Here is a 20012-nt window from a genome sequence, read left to right as displayed (position 1 = left end):
GGGAACGAATTAAGGATAGTCAGGGGAGGGAAAAGCGTATATGCCTATATGTGTCTGAATCTTGCCTGATCCTGCATTTTTCAGGGTAAATTGTGCAATCCCTGTAAGAAGGCCCGCGTGATGCGGGCCTGCAATTTTATTTTTTCAACAAGGGCTTAAGGAAGCGGGCCGTATGTGATTTTTCACATTCGGACACGGTTTCTGGCGTGCCTGCCACCAGAATTTCACCGCCGCCACTGCCGCCTTCCGGCCCCAGGTCGACAATCCAGTCCGCCGTTTTCACGACGTCGAGGTTGTGCTCAATGACCACGATGGTGTTGCCCTGATCGCGCAGTTGATGCAGCACTTCGAGCAGTTGCTGGATATCGGCAAAATGTAACCCGGTGGTGGGCTCATCCAGAATATACAACGTCTGTCCCGTGCCGCGCTTCGACAGCTCACGCGCCAGCTTGACGCGCTGCGCTTCACCACCGGACAGGGTGGTGGCCGACTGACCCAGGCGGATATAGGACAATCCAACGTCCATCAGCGTTTGCAGCTTACGCGCCAGAGCAGGAACGGCATCAAAGAACTCACGCGCTTCCTCAATCGTCATTTCCAGCACTTCGTGAATGCTTTTGCCTTTGTATTTAATCTCCAGCGTTTCACGGTTATAGCGTTTGCCTTTGCACTGATCGCACGGCACATAAATATCCGGCAGGAAGTGCATTTCCACTTTCAGCACGCCGTCGCCCTGACAGGCCTCACAACGTCCGCCACGCACGTTAAAGCTGAAACGGCCTGGGTTATAACCACGTGAACGTGATTCAGGCACGCCGGCAAACAGCTCACGAACCGGCGTAAAAATACCGGTGTAGGTGGCCGGGTTAGAGCGCGGCGTGCGGCCGATGGGGCTCTGGTCGATATCGATGACTTTATCGAAGTGCTCCAGACCGGCGACATCGCGATACGGTGCTGGCTCAGCAATGGTGGCCCCGTTCAGCGCGCGCTGGGCAATCGGGAACAGCGTATCGTTGATCAGCGTCGACTTCCCTGACCCGGAGACGCCGGTGATACAGGTAAACAGGCCAACAGGCAGCGTTAAGGTGACGTCCTTCAGGTTGTTACCGCGCGCGCCCGTAATTTTCAGGACCTTCGAGGGATCGCCCTTAACGCGCGTTTCAGGCACGGCGATTGCGCGTTTGCCGCTGAGGAACTGGCCGGTCAGCGAAGCTTCTTCCGCCATAATCTGCTCAACCGTACCTTCCGCGACGATAGCGCCGCCGTGCACGCCCGCGCCGGGACCGATATCGATCACGTGGTCGGCGGCGCGAATCGCGTCTTCATCGTGCTCGACCACAATCACGGTATTACCCAGATCGCGCAGGTGAATCAGCGTGCCCAGCAGGCGCTCGTTATCGCGCTGGTGCAGGCCGATTGACGGTTCATCCAGTACGTACATCACGCCGACCAGACCGGCGCCAATCTGGCTTGCCAGACGGATGCGCTGGGCTTCACCGCCCGACAATGTTTCTGCAGAACGCGACATCGACAGGTAGTTCAGGCCGACATTGACCAGAAAACTCAGGCGATCGCCGATCTCTTTCAGCACTTTTTCCGCGATCTTAGCCCGCTGACCACTGAGTTTCAGATTTTCAAAAAACGCCATGGCATGACCGATGCTCATGTCTGAAATGGTCGGCAGCGTGGTGTTTTCGACATAGACGTGGCGCGCTTCACGACGCAGACGCGTGCCTTCACAGCTGGCGCAGGCGCGATTGCTGATAAATTTCGCCAGTTCTTCGCGTACCGCTGAGGATTCCGTCTCTTTATAACGGCGCTCCATATTGTTCAGCACGCCTTCGAACGGATGGCGGCGCACAGACGTGTCGCCACGGTCATTAATATATTTAAATTCAATCGTTTCTTTGCCGGAACCGTACAGAATGACTTTCTGCACGCTGTCCTTGAGGCTGTTAAACGGCGCTTCTATATCGAAGTCGAGATGATCGGCGAGTGAGCGCAGCATCTGGAAGTAATAGAAGTTACGACGGTCCCAGCCACGGATGGCGCCGCCTGCCAGCGACAGCTCTGCATTTTGCACTACGCGATCGGGATCGAAATATTGCTGCACACCCAGACCGTCACAGGTCGGGCAGGCACCGGCGGGGTTGTTAAACGAAAAGAGGCGCGGTTCCAGCTCACTCATGCTGTATCCGCAAACCGGACAGGCAAAGTTCGCGGAGAAGAGCAACTCTTCTGCCGCGCTGTCGTCCATATCGGCCACAATCGCGGTACCGCCAGAGAGTTCCAGCGCCGTTTCAAAGGATTCCGCCAGGCGTGTCGCCAGATCATCGCGGACTTTAAAGCGATCGATAACCACTTCAATGGTGTGTTTTTTCTGCAGTTCCAGCTTAGGGGGATCGGAAAGATCGCACACTTCGCCGTCGATCCGGGCGCGGATGTAGCCCTGCGTCGCCAGGTTTTCCAGCGTTTTGGTATGTTCACCTTTGCGATCTTTCACGACCGGTGCCAGCAGCATCAGACGGCGACCTTCGGGCTGTTCAAGCACCTGATCGACCATCTGGCTCACTGTCTGAGCAGCCAGCGGGACATCATGGTCCGGGCAGCGCGGTTCACCCACGCGGGCAAACAGCAGGCGCAGATAATCGTGAATCTCCGTAATCGTGCCTACCGTCGATCGCGGGTTATGCGAGGTCGACTTTTGCTCAATGGAGATGGCCGGCGACAAACCCTCAATATGATCGACGTCCGGCTTCTCCATTAAAGACAGAAACTGGCGCGCATAGGCAGAGAGCGACTCCACATAGCGGCGTTGACCTTCCGCATACAGCGTATCAAACGCCAAAGAGGATTTACCGGACCCGGAAAGGCCAGTAACCACAATGAGTTTGTCGCGAGGGATGGTCAGGTTGATGTTTTTCAAATTATGGGTGCGGGCACCACGAACTTCGATCTTATCCATTCACCTTTCCCGGATTAGCTGCACTCACCGCGCCCTGTGACACGGCCAGAATAAACGCATCATTATGGCACAAAAAATAGACTGAATAAATATCCAGTAGTTTTTTGCTTTTTTCCGGCGAATGATTAAAAATGGAACACCGCTCGAAACTGGGAAACCAGGCGCGGGACGTGTTAGAATTGATCGTTTAGAGTTGACGTAATCATTCATCGGGAGACAGCAACATGGCCAGTCGTGGCGTTAACAAAGTGATTCTTGTCGGGAATCTGGGTCAGGATCCGGAAGTACGTTACATGCCAAATGGTGGCGCTGTCGCCAACATTACGCTGGCTACCTCTGAGAGCTGGCGCGACAAGCAGACCGGTGAAAACAAAGAGATCACCGAATGGCACCGTGTCGTGCTGTTTGGCAAACTGGCGGAAGTGGCGGGCGAATACCTGCGTAAAGGTTCTCAGGTGTATATTGAAGGCCAGCTGCGCACCCGTAAATGGCAGGATCAGGGCGGTCAGGAACGTTACACCACGGAGGTGGTTGTCAACGTGGGCGGCACCATGCAGATGCTGGGTGGACGTCAGCAGGGCGGTAACGCGCCAGCAGGCGGCGGTCAGGGCAACAACAACGGTTGGGGCCAGCCTCAGCAACCGCAGCAGGGCAATAACAACCAGTTCAGCGGCGGCGCACAGCCTCGTCCGCAGCAGCAGCCCAGCGCTCCGGCCAGCAACAATAACGAACCGCCGATGGATTTTGACGACGACATTCCGTTCTAAGCCGTCTGTCAGTCTCTGTTGCAGAAAGCCCCATTACCGGGGCTTTTTTGTTTTGTTGGGGATGTCTGGTTTAACTCTGCACCACTATCCCGCCTTTCACGCACACCCTGGCGTGGTTTATCCAGCGCCGGCACTGGAGGCGCGATGACCCGGCATGACCTGGCCGAAATAGATGGCCTGTATCCTGAAAGCCCGGGCAAGATCGGGCACGGGCGACAAAAAACATGTCATCACATCTCTGGACGACGCGCCCGCCGTTAACTTAAATCATGCAGTGCTTTATCCAGCGGCGGCGTCAGAAGCAGGTCGCGGAAGGTGACCGCCAGGCCGGCACGCTCCGGCGTGCAACACATAGCACCTATCCTGAGCGGACCGGGTGGAAAATAGCTCAGACGTAATAAAGGCCACGTTTGTCCGTCTGCCGAATACTGCAGTCTCAGGCTGTCACCTTTGCGCGTCAGCCGGAGCCAGAACGCTCGCGGATCGCCAGGAAATATCCCCGTTGCCCAGTCGGAATGGCCGAGCGTCAGCACGCTGCCAATGGCGGGCGCACCATCGTTATATTCAATTCCTGCTTTTAGCCAGTGCTGTGCGTCGCGTATCAGCATCAGTCCGGCCTGATCGTACAGCGTGGTAAAGTCTGCGCAGATTTTGAGCTGAAAAGTCATGTCGCCGTCCACCTCCGTGGCAAAGACATGGCCGGAAAAGCGCTCAAACCCGTACCAGGTTTTGTGCCAGAAATCGGTCTTATCATCGGTGGTGACCTGTAGCGTACCGTTCTGGCACTGCCACGTTGCAGGCTCATTGATCCAGGCAAACGACTCAAACATAGCGCCTCCAAAATCGGCCATAACTGGCCGGGCTGATGCGACTCAGGATGAAGAAAGAGTCAGATGGTCTGATACGGATGAAAGCGTGATCGCTTAACGCCACCCGGCCAGCACGGTATCGGTATCGATCACGCGTGGTACGTTACCCGGAAGACTTAAGCCCGCCCAGACTTCATTATGCTGGCCAATTAACTGTTCCGCACTGGCACAGGTCCGGTCGGCGGTGGTATGGGCGTCAGCGGCGACGGTGATGCGATAGCCCAGTCCTGCGCCGACCTTGATGGTGGTGTCGACGCAGTAATCAGTGGCACACCCACAAATAACAAACTCATGAATAGCCAGCTCACTCAGCAGTGAGGCCAGGGACGTCCGCCAGAAACTGTCGCAGGCTGTCTTGGTAATAAAGTGCGCATTCCGGGATTGAGCAATCTCGGGTAATAGCGCAAAGGCCTGGCTGCCTGGCACCATGTCGCCTTCGCTGTGCTGAATAAACAGCGTAAGATCAGCCTGTTCGATGAGGCGGTTAATCTGCCTGACCCGGCCAGCCCGATCGAAACGCGGCGTGGTGAATACGCCATTTTGCATATCAACTACCATTACAACACGCTGCATGATGTTTCCTCGTCAGTACACCTGTTAAGCAGTGTCATGTATTCAACCGGGGATGACAATCTTTGCATTTCATCCCCTTTTAACGGCATGCTTGCAGATTCTGCCAACCGGATAAGGAGCGATAACGTGGAAGGCGTTCCAGCTGTTTTTCCCTGTGAAAAAGATCGTGCGCTGTTTAGGCAGTTGCCTGAACTGCCGGGCGTGGAACTTTACCAGGCGCATATTTCCCGTTATGCCTTTGCTCCGCATACGCACGAAGCCTTTGGCATCGGCACCATCGAGGCCGGGGCACAGCGCTTCCGTTACCGCGGTACGCACTACACTGCCCCTGTCCATTCTCTGGTCATGATGAATCCTGATGAGCTGCACACCGGGGAGTCGGCCTGCGAAACGGGCTGGCGTTATCAAATGATCTACATCCAGCCTGACTGTATGGATGAGCTGAGTGGCGACCGTGGCTGGTGGTTTGGGGATGCGCTGCGAACGGACGTGCGACTTGCGCAGCCTGTGTCGCAGTGTCTGGCGGCGCTGTGGCAGGCCGATACGGCCCTGGCGCGTTATAGTCTGCTGTCAGACCTGCTGGTGCGCATCCGTCCACAGGCCCGTATGGCCTCAGCGCGTAAAGTCGATGCCAGACACCGTTTTGATGATGTGCGCGACTACCTGCGCGCCCATCTTGGAGAGCCGGTCAGGCTGGACACGCTGGCGGCATTAGCGTCGTTATCACCGTGGCATTTTTTACGCGCCTTCCGCGATCATTTCCATGTCACGCCCCAGCAAATGTTAATGGCTTACCGGCTTTATGAAGCCAAACAGATGCTTGCCAGGGGTGAGGCCATAGCCAGCGTCGCGGCAGCGGTAGGCTTGACCGATCAGGCGCATCTGACCCGTGCGTTTACCCAACGTTACGGCATTACACCGGGCCGCTATCAAAAGCAGATCGCGCCACACAGGTCCTGACCGCAATTTGCTACAAGGCATGCTTACCTGTTTGGTTCACACTGAAGCAAAAAGACAGACAGGAAAAAGCCATGTTGACAGGAATAATGTTTGCCCTTGCCGCAGGCATGATGTGGGGGCTGATTTTTGTTGGACCGGTCATCGTCCCGGATTATCCGGGCGCGTTGCAGTCAGCCGGGCGCTATGTCGCGTTTGGCCTGGTTGCGTTGCCGCTTGCCTGGCACGATCGTTTCCGACTGCGCCAACTGAGCGCCGCCCACTGGCGGGAAGCATTAAAGCTGTCGCTGGTTGGCAATCTCTTCTATTACGCTTTTCTCGCCAATGCGATTCAGCGAACGGGGGCTCCGGTCTCCACGATGATCATTGGTACCTTACCGATCGTCATCGCCGTCACTGCAAACCTCTGTTATGGCCATCTTGAAGGACGGCTCTCATGGCGACGGCTTATCCCGGCACTGCTGGTGACGGGCGCAGGCCTGGTTTGCGTTAATGCGGCGGAATGGCAACTCCAGGGGGCAACGCTCAACGGCCAGCGTTATCTGACCGGCATTGCCCTGGCGGTGATGGCGGTGGTGTGCTGGACCTGGTATCCGTTGCGCAATGCGCGCTGGTTACGCAACCATCCTCAGCTTAAGGCCGCGACCTGGGCCACCGCGCAGGGCATTGTGACCTTACCGCTGGCACTTATCATGTATGCGCTGGTCAGCATACAGCTGGCGTGGCAACAGCCTGATTTTGCGCTGCCTTTCGGCCCCCGGCCTTTGGTGTTTATTGCATTAATGCTGACGATTGGCCTGCTGTGCTCATGGGCCGGAACGTTATGCTGGAATGCGGCCAGCCAGCGACTGCCTACCGTATTGATGGGGCCACTCATCGTCTTTGAGATTCTCTTTGGCTTGCTATGGACGTTTATCTGGTATCAACACTGGCCACCTGTTCTGACAATGATCGGTATTGTTTGCCTGATCGTTGGCGTGATTTGGGCGATGCGCATCAAGCCACAACCCCGCGTGACCGCCCTGAACAGGAAATCATCTGAACGTCCCGGATAATGAATAATTACTGGGAGTGATATTCACGCTTTTTCGGATTATACCGAGGTGTAAAACGGCGAAATAAAGCCGCCTCGGTAATCTGCCGGGTTTAAATCTTCCTCAAAACCGCCACTCAGCCATGCCGTATTTATCCACGCAGGCGGCTTCCGCCCCCTTAACAGCAAAATAATCGCACATATTGTTCAATAAATAGCCAGAAAACGGCTGGGTAAAGCGCGTTTATTCCTCAAAAAGCGGACAGATGAAGGTAAAGCGCTAACCCGCACCCAGCTTTTATGTTTAAAAAACGGTGAAAACATACCGTTTGGCTAAGAGAAATCCTTATCAGAAACCACCTTTTACTTCAGGCAGCCTTAATTTCAGCAGAATCAGACTGCGCTTCGCTTATATTTACTGTTTAACAGCAGACATCAATAGCAGGCAGAAATAGTTATCAATTGTGTGCTACCGGATGAAAGTGTTAAGTATCAATAAACTGTTAATCTGAGATTATTCTGGGCCATTTTTATCTTTTTATGCGATTACGCATAATCCGACGATCGGCAAAACATTTCTCAGGACCAGTCGGTGCTAAGGAAATGTACGGAGAAATCAAAATATGATTACTGGGATTAAACGAAAAAGTGGAACAGCGGCAGTTTCTTTTAGACGAGCTAATGAAAAAAAAGGAAGGTCCAGTCTCACCGAAATGAGACTGGGGGGATAAAAGTGGTGTGGATTGAGAGACTTTTGCTGTTGTAAATCAATTTTACCGCAAAAAAGGAAGCGTAACCGCAAATCCATTCATTAATTACGGACTGGGCGAGGCGCGCCATCCTAATGTCCTGTTAAATGCTCTTCATCTCTTCTGGTAAGAACAAATCTCAGCGAGGTAGCTATCAAAAGCAATGCTCTCAGTATTAACGGTTTTCTGATCCCGTTGGGTAATGGTAAACACTACGGCTAATATCCAGCAAACGGCAGCTGCGGCGGGTGCCGACATCGAATGTGTCCTGCAGAAAGTTGACGGCCTGACGCTTCTCGTGCGTAGTAAAGAAGTTCTTCAGAACGCTTTGCAGCATCTCCTTGTCGGAATGAAGTGCGTGCAGTTCGCGCGTCAGTAACTGAACCTTTTCTTCCAGCTCCTTGATTTTTCTGCCTTCTTCCGAGGCTAACCCAGAAAACTTCTTCTTCCAGCTATAGAAGGTTGCCTCAGAGATGCCAAGCTCTTCACAAATCTCTTTAACCTTAACGCCCGATTCAGAAGCTTTAATGGCATTTGTGATTTGATCTTCGCTATATCGTGACTTTCTCATAAATGCTCTTACCTTTCTTATCAATTAATGGATGAGGATTACTTTATTAACCTTTGGTACTGTAAAAGTGTGTGGAATGCCGTGTTTAAATACGGACGTTAAATTACGTGGGTTAAATTAAGATATTTAGAATAAATATCATCATGGGATAAATCTTATTTTATTCTGATCGGGATGCCGCGCCTTCCTGGTATGGGTTTTTTGATATAAATTCATCGCACCCCAAAGATAAAAAATGACTGTAATTTGGCTGGTTGACGCCTCCGCATCCGTTTTATTCAGGAATGACGGTTTTTGTTAACATTAATGATTTCATTTTGAAATCGTTTCCAGTAGTCGGCATTCGTGCCAGATATAATCAGAATTCTCCTGAATTCTTTCATTAAAATATAATCGGATTCTCATTTTCGAGCCGGGTTGGCTTGATGATTATCATTTCGCTTTGAAATTTAAGCGCTTATTAATTCGCCCACGGATGGGCGTGCCGAAGCGGTAGATGTTGAGTATTACTAAGGAACAGTCGATGAAATTTAGCGTAATGTCTAATGCCGCCTGGATGATGTCTGAAAAGATTATCTCCGTCTTTGGCGTCATTTTCGTGACGTCTTACGTGGCTAAATCCTTTGGCCCAACCCTATTTGGGCAGATGGCGTTTTCAACATCGTTATTTGCCATGGTGCAAACCATAGCCCTATTTGGCACTGAAACTATTTTGTTTAAACGTGTCAGCAAAAATGCCACCAAAGGTTTGCGCTTAATGCGTATTGCACGTACTTTGCGTATGGTTTTATTACTTATTACCTCGGCACCAGTGTTAATTTGGGTCTGGTACAACATGCAGGAAAATTTCCTGGCATTTGCGCTGGCTTCATTTGTTGCATCTGTTTTTGTCACGCAGGATACGTTTAGCGTTTATAACAATGCACGTCTGGCATCAAAGCTGAATACCGTGGCGAATGCCGTCGGCATGCTGGTGAGTTTTGCGTTGAGTTTCACTATTGCCTGGCTACGCCTGAATCCGCTGTGGCTGACATTGTCAGTTATCACGGTAACGCTGGTGCCGTATGTCATTAAACGCTACTGCTTTTACCAACAGCATCAGGAGCAATTTCCCCCGCGGGAAACACGCACCCTGTATTTGCGTTATCTGCTCTATGCGGGCTTGCCATTGGCCATTTCCAGCATTTTTATTTCTGTCCAGGTCAAAACCGCGCAGATGTTTTTGGCCGGCATCGCCTCGGCGCGCGAGCTGGGTTTATTCGCTGCTGCCAATACGATTGCCGCGTCCTGGATTTTTATTCCCGTGGCGCTGATTACCTCCTGTTTCAGCGAGATTTTTCGTGCGCGTGGAGACGAAGCCGTCAGGCTGACGGCCCGGCTCAATGGCTACGTGATGGCCGTGTCGCTGTTGATGTTGTTTATCGTCGCGTTGTGGGGTGAGCACATTATTGTGGCGTTATATGGCCCGGCCTACAGGCAGTCAGGCAACCTCATCACGCTGTTATCCCTGGCGACCAGTTTTTCGGCAATGGGAACCGTCGCGTACCGTTTTATGGTGAAAGAAGGGGGCTTTGATTATTTACTGAAGAAAATCATTTGTCTGGTGCTCATCAGCATCCCGCTTTCCTGGTGGCTAATTCAGGGCTACGGCATCATGGGGGCCGCCTGGAGCGTTTTTCTGTCTGAGCTCCTGTCCCTCACCGTCATGAATTACTTCTTTAAACGCGGCGTGATTCAAAAAATTCAGGTTTCCTCACTTAACTACAAAACCTACAAATGAGGTCAAATATGCTCAGGTTGAAGCAAGAGCTCAGAAGAAGTTTGCAGTACTTTATTAAGAAGATGCCCTGGACTTATCAGGATCGTATTTATTACTTCCGCAAGTTCAGAAAGCTCCCGAATCTGCGTGAGCCCAAGGTCTTCAACGAAAAAGTGCTGTATCGCAAGTTTATCCATGGTGATTACCAGCTGTATGCTCGCCTGTCCGATAAGTATTCGGTGCGCGACTATATTGCGGAAAAGATTGGTAATGACTATTTGATTCCGTTGCTCCACGACACCACCGATCCCACCACGTTGAATGATCTTACGCGCTGGCAGGGCACGGTTATCAAACCGAATCATGCTTCAAACATGGTAGAGATCGTGCTGGAAGAACCGGATGCGCTTCGTAAGCAGCAAATCATTCATAACTGCTATTCGTGGTTAAAAACCGATTTCGCCAACGAAGCGCGTGAGATCCACTATCGCTATATCAAGCCACGTATTCTGGTTGAGCAGTATATTGGTGACGGTAAAAGCGCGCCGGTTGATTACAAGTTTCATATGTTCAATAAGCGCGATGGCAATTTTGAGTATGTTCTTCAGGTCATCTACAACCGCTGTCAGCCTCAGCTTTCGATGAATTTTTACGTTAATAACCTCTCCGAGGCTTACCATAAAATTCGCGATACCGGCCTGGATGTTTCCCCGATCATGCCCTCACTGGAGCGGGCACTTGCCCTGAGCAAAACGCTGGCCAGTGACTTTGACTACGTGCGAGTCGACTGGTATATCTACGACCAGCACATCTATTTTGGTGAACTGACGTTTACGCCTGGCGCAGGCATGGTAACCGGACTGGATCGTGGCTTAGACAAGATGATGGGTGAAATGTGGATTCAGGAACGTCGCGGAACGCAGAGACCGGACGTTGACGTACAGGATGTCGCCATTCCTGTCATGTTGAAGAAAATTTGACTTTACACAGCAATATAAAAAACCCCGCTTTGCGGGGTTTTTTATTGGTCATTCAGGGCATTGGCCAGTTCGCAGGCGCACGGCTCATCATGTCAATGAACACTTCTTTAGAGACGCTCAAAAAATGGTGCACGTTTTCCATGCTTAGCGTGATGCCCATTAAACCGGTCACAAACCAGCACGACAGACCAACGCCCACGCCGCCACAGAGAAAGGCCATGACATGATGGCTGTCCTGACGAAGGCGGGTTTTCAGTGTACTGGCGAAAAACATCATTACAGCGCTCAGCAATTCCCAGCGCATAACAAGAAAACTGGTGGTTAGGGTAGCCATCAATTTTGACCTCAAAATCGGAAAGGACGCCTGACTGTCTGCGAACATCACGTCGGCGGAAAAGTCTGTCAGGTGGGGCTCTTTCGTCGGCAACAAACGTCATAATGTGATGTGGGTCACATTATATCATCTGGTTCTCAATTTTTGTACAGAATTTGTTTGATTTGTCAGCGCAGTGTCAAGCCAGCGGAAGGGTAAAAAAGAGGGGATAAAGCCGTGCGCCCGATCGGGCGCACGCGGGCTGTTAATTAAGCGGACAACATTCACCCGTTGTACGCTGCGTAAAGCTGCTCATCGTTTCCCCACAGTCAAAGCTCAGCAGGCGTGGACGCTGAACCGCCTGGCGACGCATATAGTGACGATACGCCGTAGGCGTCTGGGAAAACTGGCGGCGAAAAACCCGTGAGAAGGTCTGCTGCGAATCGTAGCCATACTGCATCGCAATATCGAATACCGGACGCTGCGTCTGACGCAGCGCTTCTGCGGCCAGCGTCAGCCGGCGTTCGCGGATATAACCACCCAACGTCTGTTTCGTTACGCTACGGAACATACGTTGCAGGTGCCATTTCGAATAACCGGACTTCGCGGCCACCTCATCGATTGACAGGCTTTTATCCAGATTCTGGTCAATCCAGTGGGTCAGTGAATGAATGATCTCTTCTTGTATCATGGCCTCATCCTTCTGGTGAATGTCCCCGTCACCGTGCATGCCGCAGTTTGTGAGGCTGATAATCAGCCTGCAGGGGGCGTGACGTCGTCAGGGCGGGTGTTGTTCTGATGGGAAAGGAGTATAATTCCTCAAGTTAACTTGAGGTAAAGTGCCAGATGAAAAAAGATCGCAATTATCCAAAACCGGTGCTGACACCGGGGGAAGTCGCGCGGCGAAGCGGCGTGGCCGTATCAGCGCTGCATTTTTATGAAAGCAAAGGGCTGATTTCCAGCACGCGCAATCCCGGCAATCAGCGGCGCTACAGCCGTGATGTCCTGCGCCGTGTGGCGATCATTAAAATTGCCCAGCGCATCGGCATTCCGCTCGCCAGCGTCAGCGACAGTCTGGAAAACATGCCTGCGGATAAACGCATGTCTGCGCAGGACTGGGGCAATCTGACGCAGCACTGGCGGGATGAACTGGATAAGCGCATCGAAACCCTGACGCGCCTGCGTAACGACCTGGATGGCTGCATTGGCTGCGGCTGTTTATCCATGCGTGACTGTCCGCTCCGTAACCCCGGTGATCGGCTGGGACAGCAGGGATCAGGTGCGGTCCTGCTGGATCCCGAGCAGGATGGTTCTCTGCACAAGGTGAAGTGACGTCTATACTGTCTGCATATTCACTCGCAGGGAATCATGATGATTACTGTTCACCATCTGGAACAATCTCGTTCGCACCGCGTGCTGTGGATGCTGGAAGAGCTGGAAGTGCCTTATCAGGTTAAACGTTACCAGCGTGAAGCCTCCATGCTGGCACCGGAAGCACTGAAAAAAGTGCATCCCTTAGGCAAATCGCCGGTTATCACAGATGGCAATCGGGTGGTGGCGGAGTCCGGGGCCATACTGGAATACCTGGAAGAAAAGTACGACAGCGAGAAGCGATTACAGCTTACCGACGAAGAGGCGCGCCTCCAGGCGCGTTACTGGTTACATTACGCTGAAGGTTCCCTGATGCCGCTGCTGGTCATGAAGCTGGTGTTTGGCCGGCTGGGCAGCGCGCCCGTGCCCTGGTTGCTGCGTCCCGTGGGTGCCGCGCTGGGGAAAGGCGTACAAAAAGCCTGGCTGGACAAACAGCTCCACGTCCACAGGCAAATGATTGAAGATCATCTCTCGGCCAATCCCTGGTTTGCCGGTCAACGATTCAGCATCGCCGATGTGCAAATGAGCTTTCCTGTTCTGGCGCTGAGCCAGCGCGCCGGCTTGCACAATGCGCCCGCCACGCAAAAATGGTTAACCACCGTTCAGCAGCGCGCCGCATGGCAACGGGCCATTCAGCAGGGCGGTGAACTCACTCTGCCGGGCTGAGGCGATGCGCTCTGATGACGCCGTCCGGCGTCATCTCTCTTCCACCAACATCCTCTTTCATCGACCGGCCACGCTGCCTGCAAGAATGTTACTGGCAGGTTTCCAGCACGTTCCTGATGTTACTAACCTGATCTTTATACGCAGTAATTCCCTCTGAACGGTTGAAAAGCGGCGGTTAAAGACCGGATAATCTGCCCCCTTCAGTCTGGTGGTGTTTGTTACACCCGTTCTGCGTGGCGAAGTAAACGTTTGCCTTTTGTCGGTTGCCCGTGGGTAAAGACATATTCAGGGAATGCAGAACGGTGACCGCGTGAATTACACAATAAAAATTTTTGAGGCTTAACTATGTCAATTGAATCACGCCCGACCAGTGGAAGACTGGATGCCTGGTTCGCCATTTCGGCCCGTGGCAGCAGCGTGCGACAGGAAATCCTGGCCGGGCTGACGACCTTTCTTGCCATGGTCTATTCGGTGATCGTGGTCCCCGGTATGCTGGGTAAAGCGGGGTTCTCTCCTACGGCGGTGTTTGTTGCCACCTGCCTGGTGGCAAGCTTCGGGTCAATCCTGATAGGGCTGTGGGCCAATTTACCCATGGCGATTGGCTGTGCAATCTCGTTGACGGCCTTTACAGCGTTCAGTCTTGTACTGGGTCAGCACATCAGCGTGCCGGTCGCGCTTGGCGCTGTGTTCCTCATGGGGCTGCTGTTTACGCTGATTTCCACCACCGGGATTCGGGCCTGGATCTTACGTAATTTGCCCATGGGCGTCGCACACGGTACGGGCATCGGGATTGGCCTGTTTTTACTGCTGATTGCCGCTGACAACGTGGGGCTGGTGGTCAGAAACCCTGGCTCAGGTTTACCGGTGGCGTTGGGGCACTTTACCTCCTTCCCCGTCCTCATGTCTTTGCTGGGGCTGGCGGCGATTTTTGGTCTGGAGAAGCGCCGGGTGCCTGGCGGTATTTTGCTGACGGTCATCGTGATCTCTGCTCTCGGCCTGGCCTTCGATCCCGCCGTCCGCTGGCAAGGGCTGTTTGCGCTGCCGAGCCTGCGTGATGCGCAGGGGACATCGCTGTTTTTCAGCCTCGACATTATGGGCGCGTTGCAGCCTGCCGTCTTGCCCACCGTACTGGCGTTAGTGATGACGGCGGTATTTGATGCGACCGGCACGATTCGCGCCGTGGCCGGGCAGGCCAATTTACTCGATAAAGACGGGCAGATTATTAACGGCGGACGGGCACTGACCACGGATTCGCTGAGCAGCCTGTTTGCCGGACTGGTGGGCGCATCGCCCGCCGCGGTATATATTGAATCGGCGGCCGGTACGGCGGCAGGCGGTAAAACCGGCCTGACGGCAATCGTCGTGGGTCTGCTGTTTCTGGTGATTCTGTTTATGTCTCCGCTGGCTTATCTGGTACCAACTTATGCGACGGCACCCGCCCTGATGTATGTCGGCCTGCTGATGCTGAGCAACGTCGCTAAAATCGACTTCGCCGACTTTGTCGATGCGATGTCGGGCCTGCTCACCGCAGTCATTATTGTCCTGACCTGTAACATTGTTACCGGCATCATGATCGGTTTTGCCACCCTTGTGGTTGGCCGACTGTTTGCCGGTGAATGGCGTAAGTTAAATATTGGCACGGTCGTGATTGCCGTTGCGCTGGTGGCTTTTTATGCCGGAGGCTGGGCGATCTGACTGTCTGACCGGACGTGCAGCCGCGCGTCCGGAATTTTCCGCTTTTTCCTCACCGAAGCACACGTAGCTTTTTCCGCGCTTGCCAGTTTGTTTTACACTTTATCTTCACGTTGATTCAAAGATAACAACCCGCCTAAGGAAAGCATGGAAATCTTTTTTACTATTTTGATCATGACGCTGGTGGTGTCGCTCTCTGGGGTCGCCGCGCGTATCTTGCCTTTTCAAATCCCGCTGCCGCTGGTGCAAATTGCCGTTGGTGCGCTGCTGGCCTGGCCCACGTTTGGGCTGCATGTGGATTTTGACCCGGAATTATTCCTCGTCCTGTTTATTCCGCCGCTGCTCTTTGCCGACGGCTGGAAAACACCGGTCAGCGAGTTTCTGCACTATGGCCGGGAAATCCTTGGCCTGGCGCTGGTACTGGTGTTGATCACCGTCGTCGGTATCGGCTACCTGATTTACTGGACCGTGCCGGGCATTCCGCTTATCCCTGCGTTTGCGCTGGCCGCCGTGCTCTCACCCACCGATGCCGTGGCCCTTTCTGGTATCGTCGGTGAAGGCCGCATTCCTAAGAAAATCATGGCGATTCTGCAGGGCGAAGCCTTGATGAACGATGCCTCTGGCCTGGTTTCACTGAAGTTCGCCGTCGCGGTCGCGATGGGCACCATGGTATTTAGCTGGGGCGGTGCCAGCGTAGAGTTCCTCAAGGTGGCGCTGGGCGGCCTGGTGGCTGGGGTTGCGGTCTGCTGGCTTTACGGGAAGTCGCTACGTGTGCTGAACCGCTGGAGCGGCAGTGATGACGCAGCCACACAAATTGTTCTGCTGTTACTGCTGCCTTTCGCCTCTTATCTGATTGCTGAGCACCTCGGCGTATCCGGGATCTTAGCCGCCGTCGCGGCCGGGATGACGATTACGCGCTCTGGCATTATTCGTCAGGCACCGCTGACGATGCGCCTGCGCGCCAACAGCGTCTGGCATATGCTGGAATTTGTGTTTAACGGCATGGTGTTCCTGATGCTGGGTCTGCAACTGCCCTCTATCCTGCAAAAATCCATCGCCGAAGCCAATGCGGATCCCAATGTGGATATCTGGATGATTTTTGCCGATATCGTGCTGGTCTATGCGGCGTTAATGGTGGTGCGCTTCGGCTGGTTGTGGATCATGCAGCGCTTCAGTAAACGGTTGCTGAAAAACAAGCCGTTAGTGTTCTCCTCGTACTCACTGCGTGAACTGTTAATCGCCTCCTTTGCGGGCGTGCGCGGTGCGATTACGCTGGCCGGTGTGCTGTCGATCCCGCTGTTTCTGAGCAACGGCAATCCTTTCCCGGCCCGTTACGAACTGGTGTTTATCGCGACCGGGGTGATTCTGTTCTCCCTGCTGGTCGGCGTCATTATTCTGCCCGTCCTGCTGCGCGGCGTCGAAACACTGGATAAAAATGCGCATCGCCATGAAATACAGCATGCGAAGGCGGTAATGGCGGGGGCGGCGATTGAGAGTCTGCAAAAAATGGAAGCCAGGCTCGAAAAAGAAACCGATGAAAACATCGATCCAGAGCTGTTAAAAGAGGTAAGCCTGCGCGTGACCGGGAATCTGCGCCGTCGCGCCGAGGGCAAAAATGACCTTGAACATGCCCTGTTTGCCGAAAATCTGGAGCGCCGTTTCCGTCTGACCGCGCTCCGTGCCGAGCGCGCGGAGGTCTATCACCTGCGTGCCACCAAGGCGATTTCGAACGAGACCATGCAAAAATTGCTGCACGATCTGGATCTGCTGGAAGCGCTGTTAATCGAGAAAGAGGCGTAACTCGCCGCCGCTTTCGGGCCCAGCCTGCTTCGCCGTGCGGCGGTGAGCAGGCGGGGCATCAGACAGACAGGCGGGGTGCATCATCGGGCCAGTGGGCCCGGCAACAGGCGATCCACGCCTGCGCACTGCGCGACAGATAACTTCCTTCCCGCCAAATCAGCCCCAGATGCCACTGAAGTTCAGACGCCAGCGGCAGCCACAGTAACGACTGCTTATCTAAACGCTGACAAATGGGTTCCGGCAGAATGGCCAGGCCCATCTCTGCCTGAACCATGGCGGCCAGAAAATCCCACTGCCCGCTTCGGACGGCAATCGTGGGCGTTATTCCCTGACGCTGAAACGCCTGCATCAACTGCCGGTTCAGTGAAAATTCTTCGTTAAAGATAAGCAGCGGATGCGCCGCCAGCTCAGAGAGTGAAAGCCGGGTGCGACGTAGCCAGGGCGCCTTACGCGGCAGCAACACACAGAGCGGATGGCGCATAAGGGATAAGGTGGCGAGGGGCAGTTCGGGATCGACCGGGAGCGCCGTCAGGGCGATATCCAGTGTTCCGGCCAGCACGGCTTCCTGCACCGTCAGTCCGCCAAATTCAGCAATGTTGAGTTCCACGCCCGGATAGCGGCGGCGAAACGCGGAGACGGAACCGGCAATCTGCATGCCCACCATTGGGGGAATACCGAGGCGCAACTGGCCGGTTTTCAGATCGTTAATATCGCCTATCTCTGCCTCAAGCTGATGAAACTCTTGCAGAATCGCCAGACCGCGTTGGTAGACCGCCTGACCGCTATCCGTCAGATGCAGGCGGCGACCATCACGCAGAAGTAAGGCACAGCCCAGTTCCTCTTCTAACTGGCGCACCATTTTGCTGATTGTCGGCTGCGTCACGAACAACGCCTGTGCAGCCCGGGTAAAGCTTTGTTGGCGGACGACCTCGGTAAAGTAACGCAGGGCGCGAACGTCCATAACTATTCCCTTTTGGCATGATTTGGATAATTTTAATTCATTTCTTTCACCCCATGCAGCAAATCTATACTGGACGCATTCATTCCAGAGGGGAAAGACAAATGGCACTGGCCTTGCGTCGCCTGAACGTCAGCCACATAAACCGGCTGAGCGTGCCGGTACAACTGGCGCTCTACATCTCGCTGTTTATCGCCAGCGAACAGTTGGTGAACTGGCTGCACTTGCCGCTGCCAGCCAACGTGGTAGGCATGCTCCTGCTGCTGTTGCTTATCGCGCTGCGTATTTTACCCCTGCGCTGGGTAAAGGCCGGGGCAAGCTGGTTGCTGGCAGAGATGCTACTGTTTTTTATCCCGGCGGTGGTTGCGGTCATCAACTACGCGGACCTGCTGCAGGTGGACGGCTGGCGAATTTTTCTGGTGATTGCGGTCAGTACCACGCTGGTGCTGGCGGCAACGGCGCTGGTTGTGGACCGGCTTTATCGGTTTGAAGTGGCGCGCGCGGCGCGTAAGAAGAACAACGATGCCTGATTTGCCGATCAGCCTCCTGTGCGCGGCCGCCACGTTAGTGATCTACTACGTAAATAAACGGCTGTATCGCCGCTGGCCAACGCTGCTGCTGATGCCGTTGATCATGACGCCCATGATTCTGGTGCTGCTGTTGCTGGTCACCCATATCAGCTGGCAAAACTACATTGCCGAAAGTCACTGGTTGCTGTGGCTGTTGGGGCCCGCCACGCTGGCGTTTGCAGTGCCCGTGTACGAAAACATGGACGTGATAAAACGCCACTGGTTATCGCTCAGCGCCGGTGTGCTGACCGCCACCACGGTATCGGTGTGCAGCTCGGTGTGGCTGGCGCGTTTGCTGAGTTTGCCCGAAAGCCTGCAACGCAGCCTGGCGGTGCGCTCCATTACCACGCCTTTTGCCCTGGCGGCCGCCAAACCCATGGGCGCACAGCCCGATCTGGTGGCGCTGTTTGTGGTCATTACTGGCGTATTTGGCATGGCGGTCGGCGACGTCCTGTTTTTACGCATTGCTATCCAGCAAAGCGTGGCGAAAGGGGCTGGATTTGGGGCCGCCTCCCACGGTGCGGGCACCGCGCGGGCTTACCAGCTGGGCCAACAGGAAGGCGTCGTGTCCAGCCTGGTGATGATGTTATCCGGCGTGGTTACGGTGATTCTGGCACCGTTAATCGGGCACATTATGTGGGCACAGTAAGGCGGCAGACGGCACAACGGTGCCCGCCGTCACTGGCCAGCTGACAGACATGATTGTCATGAATGACATCACTTTTTACGTAAAGCTTTCCAAATAAAGTTGTCACCTCGTTTCAGACTGCTACCCTTGAGGCGGAATTATTGGACCCCTCATGGAGTAGAATCATGTTTAAACAACTTGTCACAGGAAGCGCGCTGAGCGTTATGTTGCTGAGCGGCGCTGCGCAGGCTATCGAAGGCAGCGTGGATGTGGGCGAGCACAGTACGAATCTCAATCTCGGACTGGGCACCACGTCACCGGGCCTGTTCCTGAATGGCAACTGGTTACGTAGCGATCATGACGGAAGCACCTACGGTGCAGGACTGGGTTACAACGTTGATGTTGGCGATTTGCGCCTGGCGCCAACCGCAAAGGCGATTTTTACCCATCCTGAAGACGGGAAAGACGGATTTGCGGTGGCGCTGGGCGGCAGCGCGCAGTACAACATCAACAGCATGTGGGGCTTATTCGGTCAGTACTATTACGCACCAGAAGGCCTGACTGACCACCTGGACAGCTATCAGGAGGCAAGCGGTGGTGTGAGCTTCACGCCTGTTTCTCTGCTTAACCTGCGCGTCGGTTATCAGTATATCGAGCTGAATAACAAAGGTGGCCGTAAAGATAACGTACTGGTCGACGGTCCGTACGTCGGCGCGTCACTGCGTTTCTGACAGCGGTCTGAGAAAAAGGGCAGCGACCTGGCGGTGGCTGCCCTTTTTTTATTGCAGGCAC

General features: G+C 54.0%; 19 protein-coding genes. 12 read left to right on the top strand and 7 right to left on the bottom strand.

Annotated features, from left to right (window positions below):
* Positions 1-136: 136 nt before the first annotated feature.
* Positions 137-2965 carry an excinuclease ABC subunit UvrA gene (gene uvrA / locus C7433_RS09620; RefSeq protein WP_033738980.1) on the bottom strand — a complete coding sequence of 943 codons (2829 nt, stop codon included), beginning with the start codon at positions 2963-2965 and terminating at the stop codon, positions 137-139.
* Between the two features lie 224 nt (positions 2966-3189).
* On the opposite strand from uvrA, the gene ssb1 reads away from it, so the two are divergent.
* Positions 3190-3732, top strand: coding sequence for a single-stranded DNA-binding protein SSB1 (ssb1, locus tag C7433_RS09615; protein WP_110268080.1), 543 nt, complete (start codon positions 3190-3192; stop codon positions 3730-3732).
* Positions 3733-3989: 257 nt separating this feature from the next.
* On the opposite strand, the gene C7433_RS09610 is transcribed toward ssb1, so the two are convergent.
* Both C7433_RS09610 and C7433_RS09605 read right to left on the bottom strand, forming a co-directional pair.
* Positions 3990-4562, bottom strand: a complete 573-nt coding sequence (locus C7433_RS09610; RefSeq protein WP_110268107.1) for a DUF1349 domain-containing protein — start codon at positions 4560-4562, stop codon at positions 3990-3992.
* 93 nt (positions 4563-4655) lie between these two features.
* Positions 4656-5174: an isochorismatase family protein gene (locus C7433_RS09605; protein ID WP_110268079.1), complete on the bottom strand. Its 519-nt coding sequence runs from the start codon at positions 5172-5174 to the stop codon at positions 4656-4658.
* 126 nt (positions 5175-5300) lie between these two features.
* On the opposite strand from C7433_RS09605, the gene C7433_RS09600 reads away from it, so the two are divergent.
* Entirely contained in the window at positions 5301-6134 is an 834-nt protein-coding gene (locus C7433_RS09600) for an AraC family transcriptional regulator (protein WP_054634663.1), read from the top strand.
* Between the two features lie 71 nt (positions 6135-6205).
* Entirely contained in the window at positions 6206-7186 is a 981-nt protein-coding gene (locus C7433_RS09595) for a DMT family transporter (RefSeq protein WP_039339063.1), read from the top strand.
* Between the two features lie 902 nt (positions 7187-8088).
* On the opposite strand, the gene C7433_RS09590 is transcribed toward C7433_RS09595, so the two are convergent.
* Positions 8089-8484 carry a transposase gene (locus tag C7433_RS09590; protein WP_033738988.1) on the bottom strand — a complete coding sequence of 132 codons (396 nt, stop codon included), beginning with the start codon at positions 8482-8484 and terminating at the stop codon, positions 8089-8091.
* Positions 8485-9007: 523 nt separating this feature from the next.
* Between C7433_RS09590 and C7433_RS09585 the strand changes: the two genes are divergently transcribed.
* On the top strand, positions 9008-10264 hold the full coding sequence (locus tag C7433_RS09585) for an oligosaccharide flippase family protein (protein WP_033738990.1): 1257 nt from the start codon (positions 9008-9010) through the stop codon (positions 10262-10264).
* Between the two features lie 8 nt (positions 10265-10272).
* Complete coding sequence (locus tag C7433_RS09580; protein WP_110268078.1) at positions 10273-11223, top strand: ATP-grasp fold amidoligase family protein; 951 nt, start codon at positions 10273-10275, stop codon at positions 11221-11223.
* 52 nt (positions 11224-11275) lie between these two features.
* Here C7433_RS09580 and C7433_RS09575 read toward each other — a convergent pair whose 3' ends face one another.
* Both C7433_RS09575 and soxS read right to left on the bottom strand, forming a co-directional pair.
* Positions 11276-11557 (bottom strand): YjcB family protein, encoded by a 282-nt coding sequence (locus tag C7433_RS09575; protein WP_006121568.1) that lies wholly within the window; start codon positions 11555-11557, stop codon positions 11276-11278.
* Between the two features lie 244 nt (positions 11558-11801).
* Positions 11802-12227 (bottom strand): superoxide response transcriptional regulator SoxS, encoded by a 426-nt coding sequence (gene soxS / locus C7433_RS09570; protein WP_006121570.1) that lies wholly within the window; start codon positions 12225-12227, stop codon positions 11802-11804.
* A 155-nt stretch (positions 12228-12382) separates the two neighbouring features.
* Here soxS and soxR point away from each other — a divergent pair, with 155 nt between their 5' ends.
* The 4 genes from soxR (at position 12383) to C7433_RS09550 (ending at position 17065) form a co-directional block, all read left to right on the top strand.
* Positions 12383-12868: a redox-sensitive transcriptional activator SoxR gene (gene soxR / locus C7433_RS09565; RefSeq protein WP_006121571.1), complete on the top strand. Its 486-nt coding sequence runs from the start codon at positions 12383-12385 to the stop codon at positions 12866-12868.
* Between the two features lie 39 nt (positions 12869-12907).
* The gene (locus C7433_RS09560) at positions 12908-13573 is read left to right on the top strand and encodes a glutathione S-transferase family protein (protein ID WP_033738991.1); all 666 of its coding nucleotides are present in this window, start codon (positions 12908-12910) and stop codon (positions 13571-13573) included.
* Positions 13574-13918: 345 nt separating this feature from the next.
* On the top strand, positions 13919-15268 hold the full coding sequence (locus C7433_RS09555; RefSeq protein ID WP_033738992.1) for an NCS2 family permease: 1350 nt from the start codon (positions 13919-13921) through the stop codon (positions 15266-15268).
* 144 nt (positions 15269-15412) lie between these two features.
* Entirely contained in the window at positions 15413-17065 is a 1653-nt protein-coding gene (locus C7433_RS09550; protein ID WP_033738994.1) for a Na+/H+ antiporter, read from the top strand.
* 58 nt (positions 17066-17123) lie between these two features.
* Here the strand turns inward: C7433_RS09550 and C7433_RS09545 are convergent, their stop codons facing one another.
* Positions 17124-18026: a LysR family transcriptional regulator gene (locus C7433_RS09545; RefSeq protein ID WP_039339057.1), complete on the bottom strand. Its 903-nt coding sequence runs from the start codon at positions 18024-18026 to the stop codon at positions 17124-17126.
* A gap of 101 nt (positions 18027-18127) precedes the next feature.
* Between C7433_RS09545 and C7433_RS09540 the strand changes: the two genes are divergently transcribed.
* The 3 genes from C7433_RS09540 to C7433_RS09530 all read left to right on the top strand — a co-directional run bounded on the left by C7433_RS09540 (position 18128) and on the right by C7433_RS09530 (position 19951).
* Positions 18128-18553, top strand: a complete 426-nt coding sequence (locus C7433_RS09540) for a CidA/LrgA family protein (protein ID WP_039339056.1) — start codon at positions 18128-18130, stop codon at positions 18551-18553.
* Positions 18546-19241 carry an LrgB family protein gene (locus tag C7433_RS09535; protein WP_033738999.1) on the top strand — a complete coding sequence of 232 codons (696 nt, stop codon included), beginning with the start codon at positions 18546-18548 and terminating at the stop codon, positions 19239-19241. The genes C7433_RS09540 and C7433_RS09535 overlap by 8 nt, the downstream gene beginning before the upstream one ends.
* 164 nt (positions 19242-19405) lie before the next feature.
* Positions 19406-19951, top strand: coding sequence for a YfaZ family outer membrane protein (locus tag C7433_RS09530; RefSeq protein ID WP_006121584.1), 546 nt, complete (start codon positions 19406-19408; stop codon positions 19949-19951).
* Positions 19952-20012: the final 61 nt, after the last annotated feature.

This window comes from Pantoea sp. PNA 03-3, assembly GCF_003201175.1.
Taxonomy (GTDB): Bacteria; Pseudomonadota; Gammaproteobacteria; order Enterobacterales; family Enterobacteriaceae; genus Pantoea; species Pantoea stewartii.
Note: the sequence above shows the minus strand (reverse complement) of the source record. Positions and strands in the feature narration are given on the sequence as shown.

Bases quoted from the DNA above. Each gene is read 5' to 3' on its own strand.
- C7433_RS09545 (WP_039339057.1), bottom strand. From the start codon at position 18,026: ATGGACGTTCGCGCCCTGCGTTACTTTACCGAGGTCGTCCGCCAACAA.
- C7433_RS09610 (WP_110268107.1), bottom strand. From the start codon at position 4,562: ATGTTTGAGTCGTTTGCCTGGATCAATGAGCCTGCAACGTGGCAGTGC.
- C7433_RS09560 (WP_033738991.1), top strand. From the start codon at position 12,908: ATGATTACTGTTCACCATCTGGAACAATCTCGTTCGCACCGCGTGCTG.
- C7433_RS09580 (WP_110268078.1), top strand. From the start codon at position 10,273: ATGCTCAGGTTGAAGCAAGAGCTCAGAAGAAGTTTGCAGTACTTTATT.
- C7433_RS09550 (WP_033738994.1), top strand. From the start codon at position 15,413: ATGGAAATCTTTTTTACTATTTTGATCATGACGCTGGTGGTGTCGCTC.
- C7433_RS09590 (WP_033738988.1), bottom strand. From the start codon at position 8,484: ATGAGAAAGTCACGATATAGCGAAGATCAAATCACAAATGCCATTAAA.
- uvrA (WP_033738980.1), bottom strand. From the start codon at position 2,965: ATGGATAAGATCGAAGTTCGTGGTGCCCGCACCCATAATTTGAAAAAC.
- soxS (WP_006121570.1), bottom strand. From the start codon at position 12,227: ATGATACAAGAAGAGATCATTCATTCACTGACCCACTGGATTGACCAG.
- C7433_RS09530 (WP_006121584.1), top strand. From the start codon at position 19,406: ATGTTTAAACAACTTGTCACAGGAAGCGCGCTGAGCGTTATGTTGCTG.
- C7433_RS09535 (WP_033738999.1), top strand. From the start codon at position 18,546: ATGCCTGATTTGCCGATCAGCCTCCTGTGCGCGGCCGCCACGTTAGTG.
- C7433_RS09605 (WP_110268079.1), bottom strand. From the start codon at position 5,174: ATGCAGCGTGTTGTAATGGTAGTTGATATGCAAAATGGCGTATTCACC.
- C7433_RS09585 (WP_033738990.1), top strand. From the start codon at position 9,008: ATGAAATTTAGCGTAATGTCTAATGCCGCCTGGATGATGTCTGAAAAG.
- C7433_RS09575 (WP_006121568.1), bottom strand. From the start codon at position 11,557: ATGGCTACCCTAACCACCAGTTTTCTTGTTATGCGCTGGGAATTGCTG.
- C7433_RS09540 (WP_039339056.1), top strand. From the start codon at position 18,128: ATGGCACTGGCCTTGCGTCGCCTGAACGTCAGCCACATAAACCGGCTG.
- ssb1 (WP_110268080.1), top strand. From the start codon at position 3,190: ATGGCCAGTCGTGGCGTTAACAAAGTGATTCTTGTCGGGAATCTGGGT.
- soxR (WP_006121571.1), top strand. From the start codon at position 12,383: ATGAAAAAAGATCGCAATTATCCAAAACCGGTGCTGACACCGGGGGAA.
- C7433_RS09595 (WP_039339063.1), top strand. From the start codon at position 6,206: ATGTTGACAGGAATAATGTTTGCCCTTGCCGCAGGCATGATGTGGGGG.
- C7433_RS09555 (WP_033738992.1), top strand. From the start codon at position 13,919: ATGTCAATTGAATCACGCCCGACCAGTGGAAGACTGGATGCCTGGTTC.